Origin of the sequence: Sphingobacterium allocomposti (assembly GCF_008124885.1) — a bacterium.
Taxonomy (GTDB): Bacteria; Bacteroidota; Bacteroidia; order Sphingobacteriales; family Sphingobacteriaceae; genus Sphingobacterium; species Sphingobacterium allocomposti.
Map to the genome: position 1 here is coordinate 26204 of NZ_VNHX01000013.1, position 23537 is coordinate 49740.

The 23537-nt window shown below is 49.2% G+C and carries 19 protein-coding genes; 6 read left to right on the forward strand and 13 right to left on the reverse strand.

The window, feature by feature from the left end; all coding sequences use genetic code 11:
- Positions 1-234 precede the first annotated feature (234 nt).
- The 7 genes from BC792_RS10575 to BC792_RS10605 all read right to left on the reverse strand — a co-directional run bounded on the left by BC792_RS10575 (position 235) and on the right by BC792_RS10605 (position 7960).
- A complete protein-coding gene (locus tag BC792_RS10575) occupies positions 235-555 on the reverse strand; it encodes a hypothetical protein (protein WP_148908978.1) in 321 nt (106 codons plus the stop codon).
- 16 nt (positions 556-571) lie between these two features.
- Entirely contained in the window at positions 572-1123 is a 552-nt protein-coding gene (locus BC792_RS10580; RefSeq protein ID WP_211357523.1) for an RNA polymerase sigma factor, read from the reverse strand.
- 670 nt (positions 1124-1793) lie between these two features.
- Positions 1794-4301, reverse strand: a complete 2508-nt coding sequence (locus BC792_RS10585; RefSeq protein WP_148908980.1) for a cation-translocating P-type ATPase — start codon at positions 4299-4301, stop codon at positions 1794-1796.
- 446 nt (positions 4302-4747) lie between these two features.
- A complete protein-coding gene (locus BC792_RS10590; RefSeq protein ID WP_148908981.1) occupies positions 4748-5206 on the reverse strand; it encodes an SRPBCC family protein in 459 nt (152 codons plus the stop codon).
- 346 nt (positions 5207-5552) lie between these two features.
- A complete protein-coding gene (locus BC792_RS10595; RefSeq protein WP_148908982.1) occupies positions 5553-6467 on the reverse strand; it encodes a helix-turn-helix domain-containing protein in 915 nt (304 codons plus the stop codon).
- Between the two features lie 201 nt (positions 6468-6668).
- Positions 6669-6929: an Atu4866 domain-containing protein gene (locus tag BC792_RS10600; RefSeq protein WP_148908983.1), complete on the reverse strand. Its 261-nt coding sequence runs from the start codon at positions 6927-6929 to the stop codon at positions 6669-6671.
- Positions 6930-7117: 188 nt separating this feature from the next.
- The gene (locus BC792_RS10605) at positions 7118-7960 is read right to left on the reverse strand and encodes an SDR family oxidoreductase (RefSeq protein ID WP_148908984.1); all 843 of its coding nucleotides are present in this window, start codon (positions 7958-7960) and stop codon (positions 7118-7120) included.
- Between the two features lie 400 nt (positions 7961-8360).
- Here BC792_RS10605 and BC792_RS10610 point away from each other — a divergent pair, with 400 nt between their 5' ends.
- The 3 genes from BC792_RS10610 to BC792_RS10620 all read left to right on the forward strand — a co-directional run bounded on the left by BC792_RS10610 (position 8361) and on the right by BC792_RS10620 (position 11196).
- Positions 8361-8777: a hypothetical protein gene (locus BC792_RS10610; protein ID WP_148908985.1), complete on the forward strand. Its 417-nt coding sequence runs from the start codon at positions 8361-8363 to the stop codon at positions 8775-8777.
- Between the two features lie 1218 nt (positions 8778-9995).
- The gene (locus tag BC792_RS10615; RefSeq protein ID WP_148908986.1) at positions 9996-10409 is read left to right on the forward strand and encodes an OsmC family protein; all 414 of its coding nucleotides are present in this window, start codon (positions 9996-9998) and stop codon (positions 10407-10409) included.
- A 508-nt stretch (positions 10410-10917) separates the two neighbouring features.
- Positions 10918-11196: a hypothetical protein gene (locus BC792_RS10620; RefSeq protein WP_148908987.1), complete on the forward strand. Its 279-nt coding sequence runs from the start codon at positions 10918-10920 to the stop codon at positions 11194-11196.
- A 79-nt stretch (positions 11197-11275) separates the two neighbouring features.
- Here the strand turns inward: BC792_RS10620 and BC792_RS10625 are convergent, their stop codons facing one another.
- A complete protein-coding gene (locus BC792_RS10625; protein ID WP_148908988.1) occupies positions 11276-12454 on the reverse strand; it encodes a thiolase family protein in 1179 nt (392 codons plus the stop codon).
- Positions 12455-12720: 266 nt separating this feature from the next.
- Here BC792_RS10625 and BC792_RS10630 point away from each other — a divergent pair, with 266 nt between their 5' ends.
- Together BC792_RS10630 and BC792_RS10635 are read left to right on the forward strand one after the other, a co-directional pair.
- Entirely contained in the window at positions 12721-13890 is a 1170-nt protein-coding gene (locus BC792_RS10630; RefSeq protein ID WP_148908989.1) for an acyl-CoA dehydrogenase family protein, read from the forward strand.
- A 46-nt stretch (positions 13891-13936) separates the two neighbouring features.
- Positions 13937-16039 carry a 3-hydroxyacyl-CoA dehydrogenase NAD-binding domain-containing protein gene (locus BC792_RS10635; RefSeq protein WP_148908990.1) on the forward strand — a complete coding sequence of 701 codons (2103 nt, stop codon included), beginning with the start codon at positions 13937-13939 and terminating at the stop codon, positions 16037-16039.
- Positions 16040-16830: 791 nt separating this feature from the next.
- Here BC792_RS10635 and BC792_RS10640 read toward each other — a convergent pair.
- From BC792_RS10640 to BC792_RS10660, 5 genes are all read right to left on the reverse strand, one after another.
- A complete protein-coding gene (locus tag BC792_RS10640) occupies positions 16831-18282 on the reverse strand; it encodes a bifunctional 2-methylcitrate dehydratase/aconitate hydratase (RefSeq protein ID WP_148908991.1) in 1452 nt (483 codons plus the stop codon).
- Positions 18283-18324: 42 nt separating this feature from the next.
- Positions 18325-19476: a bifunctional 2-methylcitrate synthase/citrate synthase gene (prpC, locus tag BC792_RS10645; RefSeq protein WP_148908992.1), complete on the reverse strand. Its 1152-nt coding sequence runs from the start codon at positions 19474-19476 to the stop codon at positions 18325-18327.
- Positions 19460-20356, reverse strand: a complete 897-nt coding sequence (gene prpB, locus BC792_RS10650) for a methylisocitrate lyase (RefSeq protein WP_148908993.1) — start codon at positions 20354-20356, stop codon at positions 19460-19462. The genes prpC and prpB overlap by 17 nt, the downstream gene beginning before the upstream one ends.
- Before the next feature lie 152 nt (positions 20357-20508).
- On the reverse strand, positions 20509-21570 hold the full coding sequence (locus BC792_RS10655; protein ID WP_148908994.1) for an AI-2E family transporter: 1062 nt from the start codon (positions 21568-21570) through the stop codon (positions 20509-20511).
- Complete coding sequence (locus tag BC792_RS10660; RefSeq protein WP_148908995.1) at positions 21567-21800, reverse strand: 4a-hydroxytetrahydrobiopterin dehydratase; 234 nt, start codon at positions 21798-21800, stop codon at positions 21567-21569. The genes BC792_RS10655 and BC792_RS10660 overlap by 4 nt, the downstream gene beginning before the upstream one ends.
- 586 nt (positions 21801-22386) lie before the next feature.
- On the opposite strand from BC792_RS10660, the gene BC792_RS10665 reads away from it, so the two are divergent.
- A complete protein-coding gene (locus BC792_RS10665) occupies positions 22387-23448 on the forward strand; it encodes a Gfo/Idh/MocA family protein (protein WP_148908996.1) in 1062 nt (353 codons plus the stop codon).
- Positions 23449-23537 lie beyond the last annotated feature (89 nt).

A 23537-nucleotide genomic window follows, 5' to 3' on the forward strand; every position in this document is an offset into this window, starting at 1 on the left:
ATCTAACTCATCTCACTCTTCGACAATGTCAGGCTGAGCTCGTCGAAGCCCTCGTACGACGACGAAGCTATCTAACCCCTAATAGTAGCCGTAAAGTCGTTGATTCGTAAAGCCGTGAAGTTAATAGCTATCGGCAGATAGCAGATGGCAGATGGCTATAAGCCACTAGCCATATATCCTCACTACTCAAATCTCAAATCTCACTTCTAACTTCTAACACCTAATCCCTGAGCATCAAAAACGACATTTTTCATCAAACCGGCGCTTTAGCTCAGCCTTTAAACGCTCCCGTTCTTCCGGAGAAAGGCCTTCATCATGCGGGACGCCCTTTCTGAAGCCCCCTTTCGGTTTGCCGAATCCGCCAAACAAAATCTTACTCAGCACAAACAGCCCGAAAGCCTGCCAATACGAAATAGCCTTGAAGCCGAAGATATCAGGAACCAGCCAGTTCCATAGATATTGCACCAACGCCACCAAAAGAAATATACCCGCTAATACAGCGAAAAAAACAAAAGCGAATTTGCCTTTTTTCTTTCTTTTTGTTTGCCAATCCATTGTTCCCCCTTATCTCTTAATAGTTTAGTTCCTCATACAAACCGCGTAGCCGCTTCCGCAGATGTTTTATAGCATATCGTTTCCGGCTGATAATTGTCTTCAGCTTCTCCTGCGTCATATCCGCGATCTCCTGCAAGGTCTTATCCTCCAGCTCGTTCATGACAAAGACGCTGCGCTGGTTTTCCGGGAGCTCATCAAGCGCCTTCATGAGCTCATCCCAAAAGATGTCCTTAAACAGCTTCAACTCCGGATCATTGGCGTCGTCTGCCAGCAGCAACTGGCGGATCGGAAACGACTCCTCGTCGCCCTCCCCCAGCAGGTCGCCCAGAGGTTCATCCTTCCTCTTACGGTAGTTGTCCGTAATCCGGTTCCGCGTCACAGCATACAGCCATGCGCCGACATTTTCCAGATCATCAATATTAGTTAGACGACTGAGCTGGAACCATACATCCTGCATGATGTCCTCGGCATCCTCCGCTTTTTTGACCCTGCCCCTTATAAAACCCAGCAGCTGACTGCCATATGTTTTCACAAGGTCCGTAAAGGAGGTAGAATTTTTCTCAGTCATTTCATTACGATATACAACCACCATAGCAAGATTGACGGACGGCGCGCTGTTTTACCTTATCTAAAATACATTTTTTTTAAGCGATCTGTAGTGGACAGGACATTTTTCCTTTACGGAGACGCGAGACTAGTATTCCCACTAAGCAACACTTGCTGTTATTCGATATTAATGACGTCATTTCCAACGCATTTGATCACTAGGATTCCTTCATTAAATTCGATACTTTCAAAGTGAGTAGAACTGAATTCTAGCATCCTATCCATGAATTTGAAATCAAGGGTTAATACAGCCCCGACTTAGCAATTTTTTTTTCTTAAATATCCCATAGTGTATTTTGCAGCGGAATTATTGGTATACTTTGTGCTGCAATGGCAATCTTTTTGCAATAGTTTAAAAGACTGTCAAACTATATTACACTTTGGACAGTTTATTGCGGTTATGGTGGCCCGCCCACACCGACATAATCCGTCAGCAGTATATCCTCTTCATACTGTAAAGGTATTGACAGGTGTTTCATCGGCGCCGCAAAAACACCGTCCGCGCCACCGGCCTCCCTGCCTGCATACAGACTTCCATCGCCTCCTGTTTACAACGGTCGAAGTCAAAAGGGATTAACATGTCATTTGATATTCGAATGTGAAACTATTTATTCGTTTTATACAGTGACAGTTTAGGTTACACCCTCTCTTCTTTTTACAAACTTATAAAGCTCAAACCACAAAACCGAAGCCGCGGCCATAAGCAAACAAAGTCCCAATTCATGTATGTTAAGAGCGGTTACTTTGAAAAAAAGTGATACCGGATTTACATACAATATTACGAACAGCAATGTTAACACCAGAACCGAAATACCAACAAGTAGGGGATTTCGGTTTTTAAAGCTCTCTAATATGCTGTAAAAAAACGAGCGGTTAGCAAAACTCAGCAAGATATTGGCAAATATCAGGGTGCTGAACACCATTGCTCTTGTTTTTTCTTCGGTGCCCCCGTTTTGGACGGTATATTGATATACAAATAGGACTCCAATAGCAATCATTATCCCCTGAACGAGACTGATCCCCAGTTCACGCCAGCTTAGGAAAGTATTACTCATGGCTCTTGGGGGCTGGCTCATGGTGTTTTTCTCCATCGGTTCGTTTTCGTAAACGATGGAACAGGTAGGCCCCATCACGAGTTCCAGAAAGATAACATGCACGGGCGTAAATATATGGGGAAACACCCATCCTAAAAATAGCGGTAGGGAAACCGTCAGTATAATGGGTATATGGATAGAAATAATATATTGAATGGCTTTCTTGATGTTGGCATAAATCCTTCTTCCGGCTGCTATACCCACAATAAGTTTCTCCAGGTCGTCATTGGCAATGACCACCGCAGCCGCAGACTTGGCGATCTCTGTACCTTTGTTGCCCATTGCTACGCCGATGTGGGCCGCTTTCAAGGCGGGGCCGTCATTTACGCCATCTCCAAGCATGGCTACAACTTCTCCATTCTTCTTAAGGGCTTTAACGACCGCCAGCTTCGCCTCGGGGAACATCCTTGTAAACAGTGTTTTGGTTTCCGCAACCTGTATCAGCTCCTTTTCCGGATAGTTCATGATTTCACTGCCATTCACCGGGTCATCAACATTTATGATTCCGGCCTGTCGTGCGATTGCAGTTGTTGTATCTGCATTATCCCCTGTAATGACTTTGACCTTGATGCCTGCATCATAAATCCGCCGGAACACTTCCTGTATCCGTTTTTTAGGAGGGTCATAGAAAGCCGTCAGTCCTAAAAATTCAAACGCAAGATCCTGTTGTTTCCCGGGAAAGTCATTCCCCTCGAAATAGGATTTCGCTACACCCAATATACGGTAGCCTTTCTGGCCAAATTTTTTTACCACCTCCCGTATTTTGGCTTTTTCGGATTCAGGAAGCCGCGACACATGTAGAATAGCTTCGGGTGCCCCTTTGGCGGCAATGATTCTATCTTTCCTCTTGTTCTCAAAGACATGCGTCATCATAGGGGGCTTACCTTCGAGAGGATACTCATGAAACATGCGATATTCTTTTCTCTCATCTTTTTGCCGGGCCTGTTCATAAGTTTTATGCAGGGTTATTTCCATGGGGTCAAAAGGCACAGGCTCACTGCTCCACATCGCATAATCTATAAGCTCACTCAACTCTGCCGACTCAAAATCCCTTTCTTCATAAATCTTATCCGAATGGTAATCATACACATGTGCCAGGTTCATGGAATTTTCGGTAATCGTTCCGGTTTTATCGGTACAGATTAGCGTTGTGCTACCCAACGTCTCCACGATGCTGCTTCGTTTAATGATGATTCCTTCCCGCATCAGTTTCCACGCCCCCAAAGCCATAAAGGTGGTAAATGCCACCGGAATTTCCTCCGGTAACACCGACATTGCCAGTGTTAATCCGCTTAGCAGGCTTGCTACCCAATCGCCGGTTTTGACATAACTGAAAATACAAACCATCAGGAAAATGACAATGCCTATCGTAGCCATTCCTTTCACAAACTTTCTGACCTGGATCTGCAATGGAGAAAGCTCTTCCTCCATCGTGGCTATGGATTCGCCTATTTTACCGACTCGCGTCTCCTTGCCTATTTTCTCCACCTGAAAAACAGCTAATCCCGAAACGGCAACGGTACCGCTGTAAACGTGGTTGTCTTCCGAAGTACTGTCTTTAAAAACGGAATAACTTTCGCCCGTCAGCGAAGACTCATTAACGGAGAAGTCATTGCTGTGCACAATCCGCCCATCAGCATTAATGCTTTTGCCTTCCTCGGTAATACATAAATCGCCCACGACAATCTCATATGTAGGAATCTCTATAATCTTCGAGCTTCTGATTACCTTACTCAGAGGCTCGTTCAGCTTTTCAAGTTCTTTCAGGGCCTTTTTACTGCGGTTGTCCTGATAAAAAGAAATGGCGGTTACTGCGAGAATAGCCAAAAACATAAAAGAAGCCTCACCGTAATCGCCAACAATGACATAAATAAGTGAAATAATAAGAAGCAGTATCAGCATAGGCTCCTTTAAAATATCAACGACGAGACCCAGCCAGGTGTTTTTATCTGCACTTTCTAATCGGTTATATCCATATGTCTTCCGCGAAGCTATTACCTCATTTTCGGAGAGCCCATCAAGATGTTCAGGTATATTATATGACATACTAAAAACGATTCATTAAATTTAACAATTATTGATAGCATTATTTCAAAAAGAAATTAAAATAACAGTGCCACCACCTGTACGACGACAAAAAGGAAGAATAGTTTTATTCAGGCTGTCGCCGGTGTTTATGAATAACATGAATGGGAGGCGCAGCAGCAGCCCTATCGTTTCCGTCCGACGTGCAGAAGCGGGAAGCCAGCGGGGGCACATGTCGCTTCTAAATCAGTACGGCCCAACCGGTGAAAGATTGAGCCGCACTGTTTGTCCTCCGGAATAAAAGGAAATCTACCGAACTACGGAAGATTAATCTGCGCTTCGTGGCACATATTTTTTTTGGCCGCTGGGTAAACATTGCGGGCGGAACATGGTGTACCAAGGGGGAAAATGTAAAGGGGTCGCATCGCCGGCCACACCATCATAAACGGCGATGCAGTGATCCTTTTTTAATTTTCGGCAATCTCTTTTAGCGTATCCAAAGCCTGAGGATAGGTGTTTTGAAAATAGTCCAGATACTCTTCCGTCGTATCGAGATCTACCGTGACGGTTGTTATGCCATTGTTTTCCTGAAAGCTGTAATTTTCATGTCCCCCGGCCCATTGTTCCACCTGCTCTCCTGTCGTAACCTCTGTATCGCCGTCTAAAAAACCATAGTGTCGGATAGATACATGTTCCGCCGGCGTATGTTCTACGATCTCGGAAACCATTCCGCCTTTTTTGCCGTTTTCATCTACACCGATGAAGAGGATTTTGCTTCCTTTGTCCCAACTTCCTTCGTAGGTAGACGTAGGGTTAAATGTGGACGTCCAGCGCTCGTACGTCGTCTTATCGTTTAGGCCAAGCATGGCTTCATATACTTTTTGAGCCGGTGCCTTGATTTCTTTTGTGAATTGCAGCTTTTTCATTGGAATAATTATCTATGGGTGTTTAAATTTCAATTGTATACATGAGCTCGTGTGTCCTATCGATTTGTCCGTTTTGTTAAATCGTAAGCCCAGCAATGATGACCGAAGCATACTCATCTGTTATATACAAGTATAGCAAGATTTCCCCTGCTTAAAGTTGTCCTAGGACAAGAATATGGCCATTGTTTCTTTTTCACGTTCCGGCTCAGGAATGTGGGTTAATATCCGATCCCTGAACAATTCCTGTTGATGCAGTTTGCCCCGGCCGGCGGCGCGCCATCCTGTGCCCCCTTAAAAAAACAGGGATTATCGCGGCCACGGATGCGCTGATGGTCCGGCGCAGGAATCAATTAAAATAAGCTCTAAACTCCGACGGGCTCTGGTTGGTCTTTAACTTGAACAGTTTACTAAAAGACTGCGCATGTTCGAATCCAAGCTCGTAAGCGATTTCGCTGACAGATCGGTCCGTCGTCATTAATCGTTCTTTGGCATAATCGATCAGCTTGTTCTGTATGTGCTGCTGCGTTGTCTGCTGCGTATGGATCCGTAACAGAGACCCCAGATAATTGGGAGAGATATGCAACTGAGCAGCAATGTAGGAAACCGTCGGAATACCGTACTCCATCTGCTTACCGGTTTCGTAGTAGTCGGCAAGCAGTTTCTCGAACCGCTCTAACAGTTCGAAACTGGTCTTTTTTCGGGTCAGAAACTGACGCTCGTAAAATCGCCCGGCATAAATGAGCAACATCTCCAGCTGGGTTACAATGAGTTCCTGACTGAATTTGTCCATATTGGACTGGTATTCCTTTTCGATATTTTGAAGAATGTCGACGATGACACGCTCCTCTTTCTCCGAAAGGAACAACGCTTCGCGCACGGAATAGCCGAAAAAATCATATGACTTTATCTTCTTCGCGAGCGCTGTGTTCCAAAGAAAATCGGGATGAATAAGCAAGAGCCATCCGGAGGGCTCTACGACTGCGTCCCGGTTGACCTCCAACTTCAGAAACTGAAGCGGCGAAATGAATGTCAATAGCCCCGAATCAAAATCATATTCCTGCTGTCCATAGTTAAATTTGGCATTGACATTCCGCTTTAGCCCAATGGAGTAAAAGTTCTGTATCCATTTCAACTCACTGTCATTGACGGGATATCGCACCTTGCTGTAGTCGATAAGGCTAATCTGCGGGTGTTCGGCGGCGGGGAGGCCACAGAAGGCATGAAATTCTGCTATCGAATTGAATCTAAAAATATCTTTCATCCGTTTAAATCATCGATGCGTGTTAAATCTAAATGTACAGATGAGCTCGCAAACCGGTCTGTTTCTTATCGGTGATGAGGTTATCGGACTTTTAACAGCCTGGACCCTCCGGCACGCTGCGTAGAGGCTCTGTCGAAGTCCGGAATGACCTATCGGAGCTTTCGTATACTAAATGAACGCTATGACGCTCAACACGTAAAGTTAGTTCTTTTCCTTGTACAAAATCATGCCGGCATGATACAAAATGCCATCTCTAAACTCACCGTCCGCTGTAAATCCGGTATCGTCTGTATAGTAGATATGATTTGCAGTTACCCGATAACTGCCCCGGTACGCACTTCTCCTGCTCCCTCTAGCTTCGTCATAGCGGTTGCCCGGCAATAACTCATGGCGGATATAGCCGTCGGCCGTGACCCACATGCCGATATACTCTTTTGTTTTCTCTATTGTTGCTATTTCCATATTTGTTTTCAACGGTGGTAAATGTTCTTTATTTTTTCGAGAAGGGTTCTGACAGCTGCAAAGTAGCCATCCTGCCCGCACCACTATATACACGGCGCTTATCGTTTATGGTCGTCTAAAAGGAAGCGGTCCAAAAAGGAGACAAAACCTCGAATACGTTCAGCCATTTTTGGACAGCCCCCGGAGCGCTATTGATATTTAGTTGAAGTACCCAGCTTTTCGTGTTCGGCCATCGTCTGTTGGATCAGGCTGGTTTTCTGATTCGCGAGGGCGTAGGCATCTTCACCAAGGAAAAAGTGTACCGGAGGTGTCTCCAGTTTGCTCACTTCAATCAGCACTTCGGCCGCTTTTTCAGGATCATTGGGCTGGTTTCCGGCTATCTGCTCAAGGTGCGCCTGTTCAGACGCCCGTGCGCGCGTGTACGCTGCTATAGGGACAGCCGCGGTCTTGATAGCGTCTTTAGACAGAAAGTTCGTCCTAAAATATCCCGGATATACCACAGTGGCATACACTCCAAAATCGCTCATCTCTTCGGCAAGGCCCTCGGTAAATCCGGCCATGGCAAATTTGGTTGCGCAGTATATGCCGAACCCAGGGAATCCACCTGCATACCCGCCTATAGACGCGATATTGAGGATATGTCCCGATCGTTGCTGCCGCAGATGGGGAGCAGCGTTCCGGATTACATTCAGCGCCCCGAACACATTTACATTAAAGTTGTCTTTCACCTCCCTGTCGGTTAACTCTTCCACCGTACCGATCAAGCCGAATCCCGCGTTGTTTACCACGACGTCAATCCGCCCAAAGTGATTGACACACGCCGCAATTGCGTCACGGACATTTCCGTTGTCGGTTAAATCTACCGCAAGCGGAAGAAACGTGCCGGAGGGTGTTCCAACTTTCTCCACCAAAGACTGGAGATTCCGGGAGGTCGCGGCCACCTGATTGCCGTCAGCCAACAGCTTTCTGACCAGTGCGAGCCCCAAACCGTTCGAGGCTCCTGTTACAAACCAAACTTTCTTTGCTTCCATTGTTGTTGCTTTTGTGTTTAAATGATATTACAAAGGTGCATAGATAGCGGTGTTCGGATGTAGCCAAATCCACCGATGATGTAGCCGGATAGTGAATAGGCTTTTTTTATCGCAAACTCGTTTAACCATACCTCGAAGACTGCCCCGCGTCGGTCAGCGGTCTGTAGATCCGCGGAATGCTAGGGGCTACGCATAAATTCCGCCTTTACAGCTTAGCTTTTGACACCGTTTTCCTTAAACGGTGTCAAGGCTATATCCAGTCGTAAATTATTGTCTGAAAAAAACGGACGTACGAGATGTTGGAAAATTGTTCTGCAAAGATTTTTTTAGTATTTTTATTACGCTAATCAGTTATAGCAAACCGTACCAGACCACTTAGTCCACATTAATTGAAGTAGGGATGACTTTTCAATATTCCATCTGCGCGCCTCCTGAAAAGGAAATACAGATTGTTAGCGGCACATTCTCCGGGAAAGAGGTTGTCAGCATTGCACGTAATTACCCCTGGGTTGAGAGACTTCGCATGTTAGATAGCCTGAACGAGGAGGACATACATTTTGCGCCCTCATTAGATTTTAAGAACATCGAAAGCAACAAAAGCTTTTGCTTAACCGCTCATTTTGACGACAATAGAAACCTTGAATTTTCCTTATGGTACCAAAGACCCCAAAGGGTTAAACCGTTTTTAGGTCTTTTCGGGAAAAAGGAGAAAATGGTTGTTGATGATGTGTGGGCATTTACGTTAGAGGACGCCCTTAAGTATTTACAGCACTTCGTGGAGGGAGAATTTGAAATAATTGAATCGTTATACACCTAACAAGGCGGCGCCGACATGATAGATATTAGAAGTGAGATTTGAGAAGTGAGATTTGAGAAGTGAGATTTGAGAAGTGAGATTTGAGAAGTGAGATTTGAGAAGTGAGAAGTGAGAAGTGAGAAGTGAGAAGTGAGAAACTAGGAGTTAGAAGGTTAGATCGCTTCGTCGTGCCTCCCGGCACCCTATTCCAAGGCCCATGCGCGTTGGAAAGGACCGGCATCGGTTCGACTGCGTCAGCGGGCCGCCATAATAGATATTAGATGTGAGATTTGAGAAGTTAGAAGTGAGATTTTAGTAGTGCAGGCTTATGGCTGTTAGCCTATAGGTTAGCTGCCATCTGCCATCAGCTATTAACTTCACGACTTTACGAATCAACGACTTTACGAACAACGTTATTAGATTGCTTCGCCGTCATACGAGGGCTTCGACGAGCTCAGCCTGACATTAACGCACGGTTTCTATTGGGATATGACCTTTACGAGGTCAATCGTTGTGTTTGGACATCACACCTTACAAATCAACGACTTCACAAATCAACAACTTTACGGCTTTGCCGGCACCCTATTCCAAGGCCCATGCGCGTTGGAAAAGACCGGCATCGGTTCGACTGCGTCAGCGGGCCGCCATAATAGATATTAGAAGTGAGAAGTGAGAAGTTAGAAGTGAGAAGTGAGATTTTAGTAGTGCAGGCTTATGGCTGTTAGCCTATAGGTTAGCTGCCGTCTGCCATCAGCTATCTGCCATTAGCCATCAGATTGCTTCGTCGTCATACGAGGGCTTCGACGAGCTCAGCCTGACATTAACGCACGGTTTCTATTGGGATATGACCTTTACGAGGTCAATCGTTGTGTTTGGACATCACACCTTACAAATCAACGATTTTACGATTTAACGACTTTACGGCTTATAGCCATCTGCTATCTGCCATTTGCCATTAGCTATTAACTTCACGACTTTACGAATCAACGACTTTACGGCTACTATTAGGGGTTAGATAGCTTCGTCGTACCTCCTCGCGACTTCACAAATCAACGACTCTGCGGCTATTAGCTTATGGCTGCTGGCCTATAGCCATTAGCCATCTGCCATTAGCGATATGCCATGAGATCGCTTCGTTGTCGTACCTCCTCCTGCGATGACGGATTTTATGCTTTTTTACTTTTTTTCACACCATTACGTGCCAAAGGTGTTATTAGTATACAACAAAATAGGATGACTATGAAACGTAAAGCAACTGCCGTCTGGAAAGGCAGCATCAAAGAAGGTAGTGGGCACTTAACCTCACAAAGTACAGTGCTAAATGAAACACAGTATTCGTTCAACAGCCGATTTGAAGATGGGATAGGAACAAATCCCGAAGAGCTTCTTGCGGCGGCGCATGCCGGATGTTTCACGATGAAACTGAGCGCAGATCTCACAGAGGCGGGTTACGCCCCCGACAAACTGGAAACACAGTCTACCATCAGCTTCGAAAACGGAAAAATAAGCAAATCAGAACTGACTGTTGCAGCCGCCGTTCCTCATATTACCGACGAAGAATTTCAACAGATTGCGAAAGGCGCCAAAGAAAATTGCCCCGTAAGCGTGGCATTCAGCTTTGAGATTACCCTTCAGGCAACATTGGAATCATAAAGCCATCTGCGTATATCGGTTAGGCAAAAAAAAATTTATAAACAGCAAACTATTTCGATAACCTGTCTGTTATACTGATGAGATTTTGTTATCATAATCTAGGTTAAAATGGTTTTGGTTGAGTTCCGGAGTAGCTACTCCGGAACTTTTTTATCGGCTAACAGCTCGGTACATGAAACGATCCAAAGTCCCGATCAAACCGCACTCTACCATTTAAAAAGCCCATATTCCGTTTCCAGCGTTTCCGCATCCCGCCCTCCCCAGCCGCTTTCTCCCCCGGTTCTTTCGACCATAACCGTACATGCTTGACATAAATTTTACACAAAATAAACAGAAAATAAATTCAAAAGGCATTGACTTTATAACATTTATCTGTACCTTTGAATCATATTATTAACAATGCATCAGCAGAAACTAATAATGTAATTTGTTCAGTATAATATTTTCGGTAAACAACATTTCACAATAGCTTTACCTATTTATTACATAAAAACAAAAACTTGATGCTATGACACGTAAACAAAAAGTATGGATTTTCCTCGTCTCATCAACATTAGGCGTCAGTTTACAACTGTATGCTTATGGCATGGGACTTGACTCGTCAGAGCTAGCCGGCTTCGCTTTATTGTTCGGCTGTATACTGTCTTATGGATCTATAATATACGGTTTTGCCAAAGGCATAATCTGGGCTTCGGACGTGTACCGCCGGGCGAAAGCTGCGCGGGCGCAGGCTAAGTCGTACACTGAAAACAAGGCAGCCGAAAAAGGCGTCGCTCACAGCTTTTAACCTACTTTATTTGCCAGTTACCTTTCCATTTCGCCCAGTACCCTGATTTTTTTAACCGCCGCCCCTACCCTATTTTCCATTACACCTTCCGGATAATCATCGCGGAAGCACCACCTCCGCCGTTGCATATGGCTGCAAGACCGTAATGCCCGCCCTCCTGACGTAGCACACTTGTAAGCGTAACGAGAATTCTGGCTCCGGAACAGCCCAGCGGATGGCCGAGTGATACAGCACCGCCATACACGTTGACTTTGTCGTGCGGAAGCTTCAGGAGGTGTGTATTTACCAGAGCGACGACTGCGAACGCTTCATTAAACTCAAAAAAGTCGATTTCCGACAACGACAAGCCTGCTTTTGCCAGTACTTTTTCTGTTGCACGCGCCGGCGTGGTCGTAAACCACTCGGGCGCCTGTTCTGCGTCAGCAAAAGCGATAACCTCCGCAAGGGGCGTGAGTCCGAGGGCCCTTACTTTTTCTCCGCTGGCCATCAACAGGCAGGCAGCGCCATCGCTAAGTGTCGAGGAATTAGCGGCCGTAATGGTTCCCTCCGGCTTAAATGCGGGTTTAAGCTGGGGAACCTTCGCCGGATCGAGCAGAGAAAACTCTTCATCCTGCTGGACGGTATGTTCTCCTTTTTTACCGGTCACGGTTACCGGTACGACTTCTGCCCGGAACTTTCCTTTTGTCCACGCCTCCTGTGCACGGGTATAGGACGTCACCGCGTAAGCGTCTTGAGCCTGCCGGTTAATATGATAGTACGCAGCACATTGCTCGCCGAAACTCCCCATGGCTTCTCTGTTATAGGCGTCGCACAGGCCGTCATATTGCAGTCCGTCTACTAAGGACTGGTTTCCGTACTTCGTCCCCCATCGTACCGCCGGCGCATAGTACGGAACCTGGCTCATGTTCTCCATTCCCCCTGCAAGAACAACATCGGCATCACCGAGCAGAATGGCCTGCGCGCCAAGCGCCACAGCTTTCATCCCGCTGGCACACACTTTATTGATGGTCGTCGCCGGAACAGTATCGGGCAAGCCGGCATATGTACTAACCTGCCTGGCCGGTGCCTGCCCAACTCCCGCCTGCAAAACGCACCCCATCAGCAGTTCGTCGACCTCCGCCCCCGCGACACCTGACTGCCGGAGTGCCGCCCGTGCCGCCTGCGCGCCCAGCTGCGTCGCTGGAACGGTAGACAGCGCCCCACCGAAATTTCCTATTGGTGTACGTTGCGCCGCAACGATAAATACGCTTCTCTTCATGGTATTGTTTCTTCTTGTAGTCCTCATGGAAGGGGTGTTCCGCCTATGCGGGCAGATACCCGATATTTAAGTTTATACATCAAACTTACCATAAAATAACCACAGTTACAATATCCTCTTCCGGGATGCCGGGCACACCTCCCCGTACGTGAAAGCCTAAACTTTTCGCCGGAAAATCGCGGGTCAAACGTATCTTTTTTGTAAATTGCAATCATACATAGCGGTCGCACAAAGTGATCCGAAAGTTAACCAATAAACTTAAACATATGCATGCAACGCAACTTACGGCTGAGCACCATACATTCCGGGACACCCTTCGGACATTCATCCGGAGAGAAATACTTCCGCATATCGACACGTGGGAAGAGCGCAGGGAGATCGATCGGTCCATCTGGAAAAAGATGGGCGATATGGGATTTATGGGACTAAATTATCCGGCTGCGTATGGCGGCATGGAGCTGGACTTCTATTACTCGATGATTTTATGTGAAGAACTATCTTACTGCTACTCCGGCGGCTTTACGATATCGGCACTCGTGATTCAATATATGTCGGCTCCTTATCTTCTTAAATATGCGGGCGAAGCATTGAAGCAGCAGTATCTGCGGGGCGTCATTGCGGGCGATATGGTAAGTGCCGTGGCCATTACGGAACCTGGAGCCGGATCGGATGTGCAACACATCAAAACCACCGCACGGCGGGAGGGCGACTGGTATGTGGTCGATGGCTCGAAAACTTTTATTACGAATGGGTATTGCGGAGACTTCTTTATTACGGCCGTAAAGACCGGGCCCGACAAAGGCAGCAAAGGCATCAGCCTGCTGCTCGTCGATAGGCACGCTGCGGGCGTGCGTGCCCATAAAATAAAAAAAATGGGATGGCATGCCTCGGACACCGCGGAGCTTTCGTTTGATCAGGTAAAGGTCCCGGCGACCAACCTCATTGGTGAGGAAGGAGCCGGTTTTTCCTACCTTATGGATGGGCTGCAGCTGGAACGGCTTACCGCAGCCATCCATAGCCTTTCTACGGCAGATTGCGCCCTGAAATATACCCTCGATTATATCGGCCAGCGCGAGGCGTTCGGCAACAAGCTACAGGACTTCCAGGTAATCCGCCACCGGATTGCCCAGATGTTTGCCGACATTGCCACCACCAGAGCTTTCGTTTACGCCTGCTGCGACCTACATCAGCAGGGCGCCTACGCTGTGCAGGAATGTTCTATTGCCAAGCTGCAGGCCAGCGAACTTGCCATCCGCGTCGCCCATCAGTGCTTACAGCTTTTTGGTGGTTACGGCTTTACGGAAGATTATAAAATCGCCCGTCTCTATCGGGATGTGCGCGTTGGCAACATCATCGGCGGCACTTCGGAAATCATGCTCGAGATCATCGCAAAAACGGTTATCGACAAAGTAACCTATGAAGCAAAGAAAAAATAGCGTCACAGCGGTGATGCGTCCTGCTGACAAACCTAATCCATAGCTGATGAACCTCCTACTTAACAAAATGCCGCGATACTTTACCGTCACAAAAGACGTGACGGGCGTCGTATTTATTCAGCCGGATCCCGGCAGCCTCCCCCAGTACGACCAATATCTGGATTGCTTCGAGGAATTTTTTGATACGACAGTCGCCTTTTTACAGCAGCCGGATACTGCAGGCATCATTTATAGCCGGGTTCTCCCGACTGACATACCGTATGATACACTCATCGAGCTATCGGATAGTACCCCATCTTTCGGCGCGCGGCTAGAGGCGCTCCTATCCCGGATCCAATACGTGGCGAAGGCGCCAAAACCGCTTGTTGCGCTTATGGATGGCGTGAACCAGGGGGTTGTCCTGGCCACCGCCCTATGGGCGTCTATACGGATAGCTACGGACAGTGCCAGTTTCTGCTTTCCTGAATGCAGATACGGCCTTCTTCCGCCACTGGGGGCAGCAACGTTTACCTTCCGTCGGACCGGCGTCGCGAACGCGCTGCCGTGGTTGATCCAGGGAACAGCCATCCCCTCCGCCGTAGCTCTTAACGGTAGGCTGGTCGATCAGCTAGCCTCCGATATGACAGCAGCTTTAGCTGCAGCCAAGCGCTGGATCGGCAGCGAACAAACGGACTCCCGGAAGGCTCAGGGCATAGGCGGCGCGCAGGATGGTGCCTCTGAAATTGCGGACTGGGAAAAACGGGCCAACCTCCACATCCCTGGCATCAGCGCCTGTCTCCACATCGCAGAGGCACGGGAAGACGAGGTTACACAGCTCCTGGCTATGGAATATCAACACTATGCAGCTGTCCTTCAAGACAGCAGAACCCGCAGCATGGTACGTACATTATACCGCGGTGTACGGGAGGCACAACAGCCTTTACCGGAACAAACCCTGGATTTTGAGCTACAGAAGCTTGGCGTTGTGGGGGCAGGAATGATGGGCGCAGGAATCGCATTGGAAGCAGCCCGTGCCGGCGTGCAGGTGATACTTAAAGACGTCACCTATGAACAGGCAGTACGGGGGAAAGAATACGCGGAGAAGGTTACGGCGAAGCTGGTACAGCAGCAACGTCTCGACGAAAGCGCGCGGCAGTCTTTGCTGCAACGGATACAGCCGACAGCAGAAATATCCGATCTGGCAAAGTCTGACCTCATTATCGAAGCAGTGTTCGAAGATAAGGAGCTGAAAGCGAAGGTCACCGCGGAGGCTATGACTTATCTTGACGAAGACGGATTCTTTGCTTCCAACACCACATCGCTTCCGATCACCTCATTGGCCACTTCCATGTCCAGACCGGAACGTTTTATCGGCATGCACTTCTTCTCTCCTGTCGATCGTATGCCCCTCGTAGAGATTATCTGTGGTAAACAGACCAGCGGCGAGACACGGGCAAAGGCGCTTGCGGTCGTCAGAAAGTTGGGCAAAGTGCCTATCACCGTCCATGACAGTCCGGCATTTTTTACGTCGCGTATCTTTTTCAACTATCTGCTCGAGGCGATTACCATGCTCCTGGAAGGTATCCCGGCGTCTGTTATTGAAACAGAGGCGCGGACTTCGGGTTTCGCCGTGGGCCCACTCGCCGTTTTAGATGAAATTTCGTTGCCCCTGATGCTCCATGTATACGACCAGCTACCGCAGCTCCACGAAAGCCAGCGGCGCGCATATACCTACCTGACTAAGCTCGTCGGGGCCGGCCGCGAGGGGCGGAAGGCGGGAAAAGGGTTTTATACGTACGATATAAGGAGCGGCACGAAGTCGATCTGGGCTGACGATGAGGTAACGACGGGGAGGGAAGCGGCCGCGGGCAGCCATGTCGGCAGGCGGCTGCTGCATATCATGGCACTTGACAGTTTCCGGTGCCTTGACGAGGGCGTGCTGGAGCGTCCGATAGATGGTGACATTGGGTCTATCCTTGGCGTGGGCTATGCGCCGCAAACGGGCGGTGTCTTCGGTCATATCGACCAAATCGGTCTGCAAACATTTGTAGAGGAATGCCGGAGCTTCCGTCCGTCCGGTGAACAGTGGGATATCCCTCCTACGCTTGTCCGGCTTGCGGAAAAAAGATTTTCGTTCTACACCGGCTTCCGTAGCAATTGGCGCGTGTAATAGATATTGGAAGTTAGAAGTTAGAAGTGAAAAGGGGGAAGTGAGAAGTGAGAAGTGAAAAGGGGGAAGTGAGAAGTGAGAAGTGAGATTTGAGATCTGAGATCTGAGATTTGAGATTTGAGTAGTGAGGATATATGGCTAGTGGCTTATAGCCATCTGCCATTAGCCATCTGCCATTAGCCAGTAGCTATTAACTTGCAACTTCACCTCACTATGCCTGTCGCGAAGATATTCGACCCCTACAGGGTCGTGTAAATTAATGCACGGTTTCTATTGGGATATGACCTCTACGAGGTCAATCGTTGTGCTTAGACACCACAACCTACAAATCCACGACTTTACAAATCAACAACTTTACGGCTTTGCCGGCAGCCTATTCCACGACAGCCCTGTGTGTAGGAAAGGATCGGCATCGGTTCGACTGCGTCAGCGCACCGCCATACTAGATATTAGAAGTGAGATTTGAGAAGTGAGGATATATGGCTATTGGCTTATAGCCATCTGCCATCTGCCATTAGCCATATGCTATCTAGTTAAAAGAGCTAGGAAGATAGCTTATCGCCATCCGCCATTAGCTATCTGCTATCTGCCATCCGCCATTAGCCATCTACTATCTAGTTAGAAGAGTTAGGGAGATAGCTTACAGCCATCTGCCATTAGCCATATGCTATCTAGTTAAAAGAGCTAGGAAGATAGCTTGTAGCCATCTGCTATAAGCCATCTGCTATAAGCCATCTGCCATTAGCTATCTGCCATCTGCCATTAGCTATCTGCCATCCGCCATTAATAGTTTATTTTGCCATAAGGTCGACAAGGTCGACAACATCCATGTCCATAAATCGGTCGTATGCCAACGTAGCATCCAGAATTTCGCGCTGTTGTTTATCCGAAAAAATCCGGGCAACGTTGCGTCTATACTTATCTATCAACAAAGGAATGCCTTCTTCCCGACGACGGGGGTGGCCGATGGGATACGCTATGGCCACCTCCGGCAATACCGTACCATCTGCCAGTTCAACTGTCAGCGCATTGGCAATGGCGCGCTTTTCGGGGTCGTGGTAGTCTGCTGTGAACTGTGGATCCTCGACACAGCTTATCCTTTCGCGGAGCCCATCTATACGCGGGTCAGCTGCGACGTCGTCCTCATAATCCTCTGCCGTCAGACGGCCGAAAATCAGGGGAACGGCTACCATGTACTGGATGCAGTGGTCGCGGTCGGCCGGGTTATGCAGTGGCCCTTTTTTATCGATGATGCGAATGGCGGCCTCATGTGTGCGGATGGTGAGGCGCGCAATGTCTGCGGCCGTCTTTCCACGGGCATGCAGCTCGGCATGCAGCACCATAGCGGCTTCGGCGGCTGTCTGTGCATGAAATTCTGCCGGAAAACTAATCTTAAACAGAATATTTTCCATGACATACGAGCCGTAAGGCCGTTGGAACGTGAAAGGCCGCCCCTTGAACGAAACATCATAGAAGCCCCAGCCCGGGGCCGTTAAGGCTGACGGGTACCCCATCTCGCCCGTCTGTGCAATCAACGCCAAGCGCACGGCTCTGGAGGTGGCATCTCCTGCCGCCCACGACTTACGGCTTCCCGTATTGGGGCTATGTCTGTATGTGCGTAAGGCCTGCCCATCCACAAAGGCAAGCGACAACGCATTAATCAGTTCGTCGCGGCTAAGTCCGAGCAACTTGCCTGTTACTGCCGTCGACGCCACTTTGACCAATATGACGTGATCAAGGCCTACCCTATTGAACGAATTCTCCAGTGCCAAAACGCCCTGAATTTCGTGAGCCATGATCATAGCTTCCAGAACCGACTTTGCTTTCAAGGAACGGCCGCCTTTGGCTATCCGGTTACGGCTAAGCCAATCTGCCGTGGCCAGAATCGCGCCCATGTTGTCAGAAGGATGTCCCCATTCTGCCGCCAGCCACGTATCGTTGAAATCTAACCAACGCACCATTGTGCCTATATTAAACGCTGCCTGTACGGGATCCAGCTGGTAGTTTGTACCCGGCACTCTGGCTCCGTGTGGAACAGCCGTACCCGGAACAATCGGTCCGAGCAACTTTGTACAGGCGGGATAGGTCAGGGCCTCGAATCCGCAGCCCAACGTATCGAGGAAGCAGTGGTAGGCAGTTTTCCAGGCTATTTCGCTATTGATCTGATAATGTAAGACGTAATCGGCTATATCGGTCAGCACTCCGTCGGGCTGAGGACGTTCGTTTATTATTGTTGAAGACATGAGTCAGTTTTTAGTTGAGGTTTGTGAAATGGATTTTCTGGCTTAACGGTCCGCTAACGGAACAAACGGTCTGCTTTCGGGTCCTACGTAGTTGGCGCTGGGGCGGATTATTTTACCGTCCTGCCTTTGTTCAACTATATGGGCCGACCATCCCGTGATCCGCGATATGACGAACAGGGGCGTAAACATTTCGGTGGGTATACCCATCCGGTGGTAAGCTACCGCAGAGTACCAGTCTAAATTGGGAAACATTTTTTTCTCTTCCCAGAGAACGCTTTCCAGCCGCTCGGCGATGGAATATAGCGTCATGTCGCCCGCCTCTTCCGACAGTTCTCTGGCGATCTTTTTTATGACCTGATTGCGGGGATCTGCGATTGTATAAACGGGATGTCCAAAGCCTATCACCACTTCCTTTAGCGACAGGCGTCTACGGATATCTTCTTCTGCTTCGTCAGCATTAGCATAACGGCTTTGTATTTCGTAGGCCACCTCGTTAGCCCCGCCGTGCTTTGGCCCACGTAACGCGCCGATAGCGCCTGCAATACAAGAATACATATCAGAGCCGGTACCGGCTATTACGCGCGCCGTAAAGGTAGAGGCGTTGAACTCGTGCTCGGCGTATAAATTGAGCGACACCTCCATAGCGCGCACCCACGATGGCGGCGGCGGCGTGCCATGGAGCAGGTGCAGAAAATGCCCACCGATGGTTGCATCGTCCGTCTCGACGGAGATCTCGCGGCCGTGCTGGCTGAAGTGGTACCAATACAACAGCGCGGAAGCCATGGAGGCAAGCAGCCGGTTGGCGATGTCCCGAGCGCCTGCCAACGGATGGCTTTCTTTCTCGGGCTGTATACTTCCAAACACGGAAACGTAGGTGCGCAGCACGTCCATCGCATGCGTCGTTGTCGGCAACTGCTTTAACACTTTCTGGATTGCTATAGGCAGCCCCCGCTGGCTCGCCAACAGCGCCTGATAGCCCTGCAGCTGGGCGCGCGTGGGTAGATTCCCGTGGATCAGCAGGTAGGCCACCTCTTCAAAAGAAGCCTGATTCGCGAGATCCAGGATGTCGTAACCCCGGTAGTGTAAGTCGTTACCACTCCTGCCAACGGTGCTGAGCGCCGTATTCCCCGCGGGGACGCCCGAAAGGGCTACGCTCTTTTTCGGTCTGAAACCGTTCTCATTTGTTTCTTTCATTTGTTTTGGTATTAAACAGTTGATCTAAACGATTTTCATACGCGTAATAGTCGATACTCTTATAGAGCTCCTCGCGGGTTTGCATACTATCAACGACAGCACTTTGGCTACCATCGCTACGTATGTGCCGGTAAACGTTCTCGGCAGCTTTGTTGGCCGCGCGGAACGCCGACAGCGGATAGAGGGCGATGGATACGCCGGCAGCATGCAGTTCGCCGGTAGTAAAAAGCGGGGTCTGGCCAAACTCGGTGATATTGGCTAGTATGGGGAGGCCGGTGGCGTCGCTGAACCGCTTGTACTCTTCAAGGTGGCGGACAGCTTCGGCGAATATAAAATCAGCTCCCGCCTCTTTGTAGGCCACAGCGCGCTCCAATGTCCTGTCCATCCCTTCGGAAGCCAACGCGTCCGTACGTGCCCCGATAAGGAAATGATCGTCTGTGCGGGCGTCCACCGCCGCTTTCAGACGGTCTACCATTTCTTCCTTAGACACCAGCTCCTTGCCGGGGCGGTGTCCGCACCGTTTGGCTCCTACCTGATCTTCGATGTGTACGGCAGCCGCACCTGCCTTGGAGAGCGCCTGTATCGTACGGGCAACATTGAATGCAGACGGGCCGAAGCCTGTGTCAATATCCACCAGCAATGGCAAGGGGCATACGTTTGTGATGCGGTCTACATCAATGAGCACGTCCTGCAGGTTGGTGATACCGAGATCGGGAATACCCAAAGATCCGGCGGCAACACCGCCTCCCGAAAGGTAGATGGCACGAAATCCGGCTTGCTGCGCCAATAATGCGTGATTAGCGTTGATCGCACCTACAACCTGCAGCGGGGATTCATCCCTGATCGCTTCGCGGAAACGAAGTCCTGGAGAGTTTATCATACTTTATAATTGGATAACAAAATTGTTCAGCCGGCAGTCTTTGCGACAGCGGCCGTTTACCGCCAGTCTCGCATAGAAGGAACGGCTTTGCTTTAAAGATACAAATAAAACCGAAGGCGCACAACATTATCCGGCGCAGCGCTGCTTCGCGCTCAATCGCCGACCAGGTATCCATACGGTTTTAGCGGTTCGATATGATCGAACGCAACCTTACATATTCCCAAAATAGGAATAAACAAGATCATCCCTGCTATCCCCCACAGCATACCTCCCAATAGCAGCACCATAATTGTGAACAGAGGCCCCAGCCGCACTTTGCCCCCCGTGATCTTCGGTGTCAGTAGGTAGCTATCCAGCTGCTGTACGCCCGCAAAAAACAGCGCGACGATAACAGGGACCATTAAGCTGTCGCCCGTAATAAAGGTGTATAGCACCACGATGGCACCTCCGGCGACCGAACCGATATACGGAATCACATTAATCAGTGCCGCAAGAATCGCAAAAAACAGCGCATTTTCGACGCCGATAACAGTCAGCCCGACAAAGTAAACAACGGATAAAATGAGAACCACCAAGAAAATGCCGCCCACATATAAGCTGGCGACACGTGTAATTTTCTCGACGATAACTTCGGCCTGGGCCACTTCGGTGATCCCGGCATAACGGTTCACCAATTCGAGGATAAACGTCTTTATCCGTGTCCGGTAAATCAGCATGAGTATGGTATATACCGTAACGACCAACAGGTTTCCCAACGTCCCGACGACGGAAAACACGGCACCGCCCAGCCATCTACCGGCTATATTCGCCCAGGCGGAGACCTGCCCCTGCAGGTATTCCTGCTGCTGGCCGCGCGAGACGTGAAACCGGTCGGACACGAATCCGTGCGCCTGATCGACCATCTTACGTAAGCGGTCAGCGATGACATGTATATCCTGCCCTAATCCGATGAGCTCGTTGACCAGCACGGACAGCACGCCCAAAACGATAAGCAGCATACAGACGACGGTCCCGAACGCGGCCCAACCGCGTTTCCAGCGCCACGATTCGAGCTTTCTGCACACCGGAACGAGCAGCATAGCCAACAAAGCGCTGGTGGCTATCGGAATAAGAAACACCCGCCCATAATATAACATGGCGAATAACAGCGCCAGGAAAAGCAGCACCTGATTGAAGTTCTTTAGCGCCGAAAATTTGTTTATCTGCCTTTTCATGCAAGCAATCTATCTATAGCCTGAGCCAGCTTTCTATCACGGTCGGTGACCGTATTCCCCGCGTCGTGCGTTGTCAACCATATCTCGACTCTATTATACGTGTTGGTCCAGGTCGGATGGTGGCCGGCTGCCTCGGCCAACAGGGCGACGCGCGACATAAAGCCAAAAGCCTCCGAAAAATCATTAAACGTAAAGCGTCTATATAGTTTATTATCTGCTTCTTTCCACATGACTGTCCTTATTTTTTGAACGTATCGGATGCAATGGCACCACGAAATCTCTGTGAGAAAGACAAACTAAGCAGCTGATTTGTTTCGTAATTTTATGCACGGAACGTTACTTTTATGTAAAGTATAATTCGCTTGGCCGTTGTGCTTTATGGATAAAAATCGTTAGTATTGCCGTGCTGATCTTTCGACCGCGCTGGGGATGAAAGCCGGATCGAACCGGGACAACGTTTCGGTCGGGACGGGCCATCTCACAAACTTTCATGCGTTCAGGGCATTCGATTTCCGCATCGTTTTACATCCCGCGACACGTTTTAGAGGCTACAGCGTCGATGGACAGCTTGGGACATTCCTTATGGCATGAAAAGCAACATACGAAGCAGTTATGGATAAATTGTGCATTATAGCGCCCATTTATTGTGTGAAAGTCTGGGGTCTCGACGAGCCTGTGCGGGCCTGCCGAAGTACTCAGCCTGACATTAAGGACCTCGCATTTAAATAATGCGCAACGGATCATGTAGAATATAACCGCAAACAACGACGAAAAAATACCGTTGCACGGAAGATTGAACGTCAAATATCGTATACTATGAAAAACAAACCTTTGGGATTTGCTATTATCGGAACCGGATCTATTGCCGGCGTGCATGCCGGGGTGCTTTCGGCAATGGACGGTGTAAGGCTGGTTGGCGTCTTCAACCGTACGCACAAACGGGCAATTTCCTTTGCCGGGCAATTTCAGTGTAAGGCCTATGCGGATCTATCCGATCTGTTGGCTGAAGAGTCGCTCGACGCGGTATGTATCTGTTCGGCTTCCGGTGCGCATCTGGAACATGCGTTGGCATGTATTGAGGCAGGCAAACATTGCCTGATTGAAAAACCGCTGGAGGTCACTCCTGAGCGGTGCATCCGTCTTCTGGAAGCGGCCGACAGACGCGGCGTGAAAATAGGCACGGTCTTTCACTCGCGCTTTTACGAGGCGAGTCAGCTGCTTCGGCGCGCGGTAGCCGCCGGTAGGTTTGGGCAGCCTGTCCTCGGCAGCGCCTATGTCAAATGGAGCCGGGACGTAGCGTACTACACATCAGCAGATTGGCGGGGCACCTGGGCCTATGACGGTGGAGGCGTGTTAATGAACCAAGGTATACACGCTGTAGATTTGCTGCAATGGTACATGGGCCCAGTGTCAGCGGTGCATGCGAAGGTCGCCAACCGCAGACATACAGCGATCGAGGTGGAAGACACCATTGTCGTCAATGTCATATTCGAAAGCGGCGCACTTGGTAGCATCGAGTGCACTACGGCAGCCTTTCCGGGGAGTTCCAAACGGATTGAAGTGGTTGGCACGTCGGGTACGGCCGTGCTGGAAGAAGACCGGCTGACTGCCTGGCAATTTGCCGAAGAAGCGGCGGAAGATGAAGCCATCAGGCAGGCCTTCAGCGCTATGCGTACGCCGGGCGGCGCGGACAACCCGATGAACATCACACATACAGGACACCAGCTGCAGATCGCCGATTTTGCAGACGCTATCAGAACAGACCGTTCTCCACTGATCGATGGCCGGGAAGGCAGCAAATCGGTAGCTATTATTCATGCGATCTATGAAAGCGCGCGGACGGGTGAAACCGTATATCTGGAAAAAAACGATACATAAAAGACAGTAGGGTTGCATGCTTGTTCGAGAAACATAGCTGGAACCATCCCAACTCTGGTACAGTGTAGGGATGGTTCTTAATAAAGCGT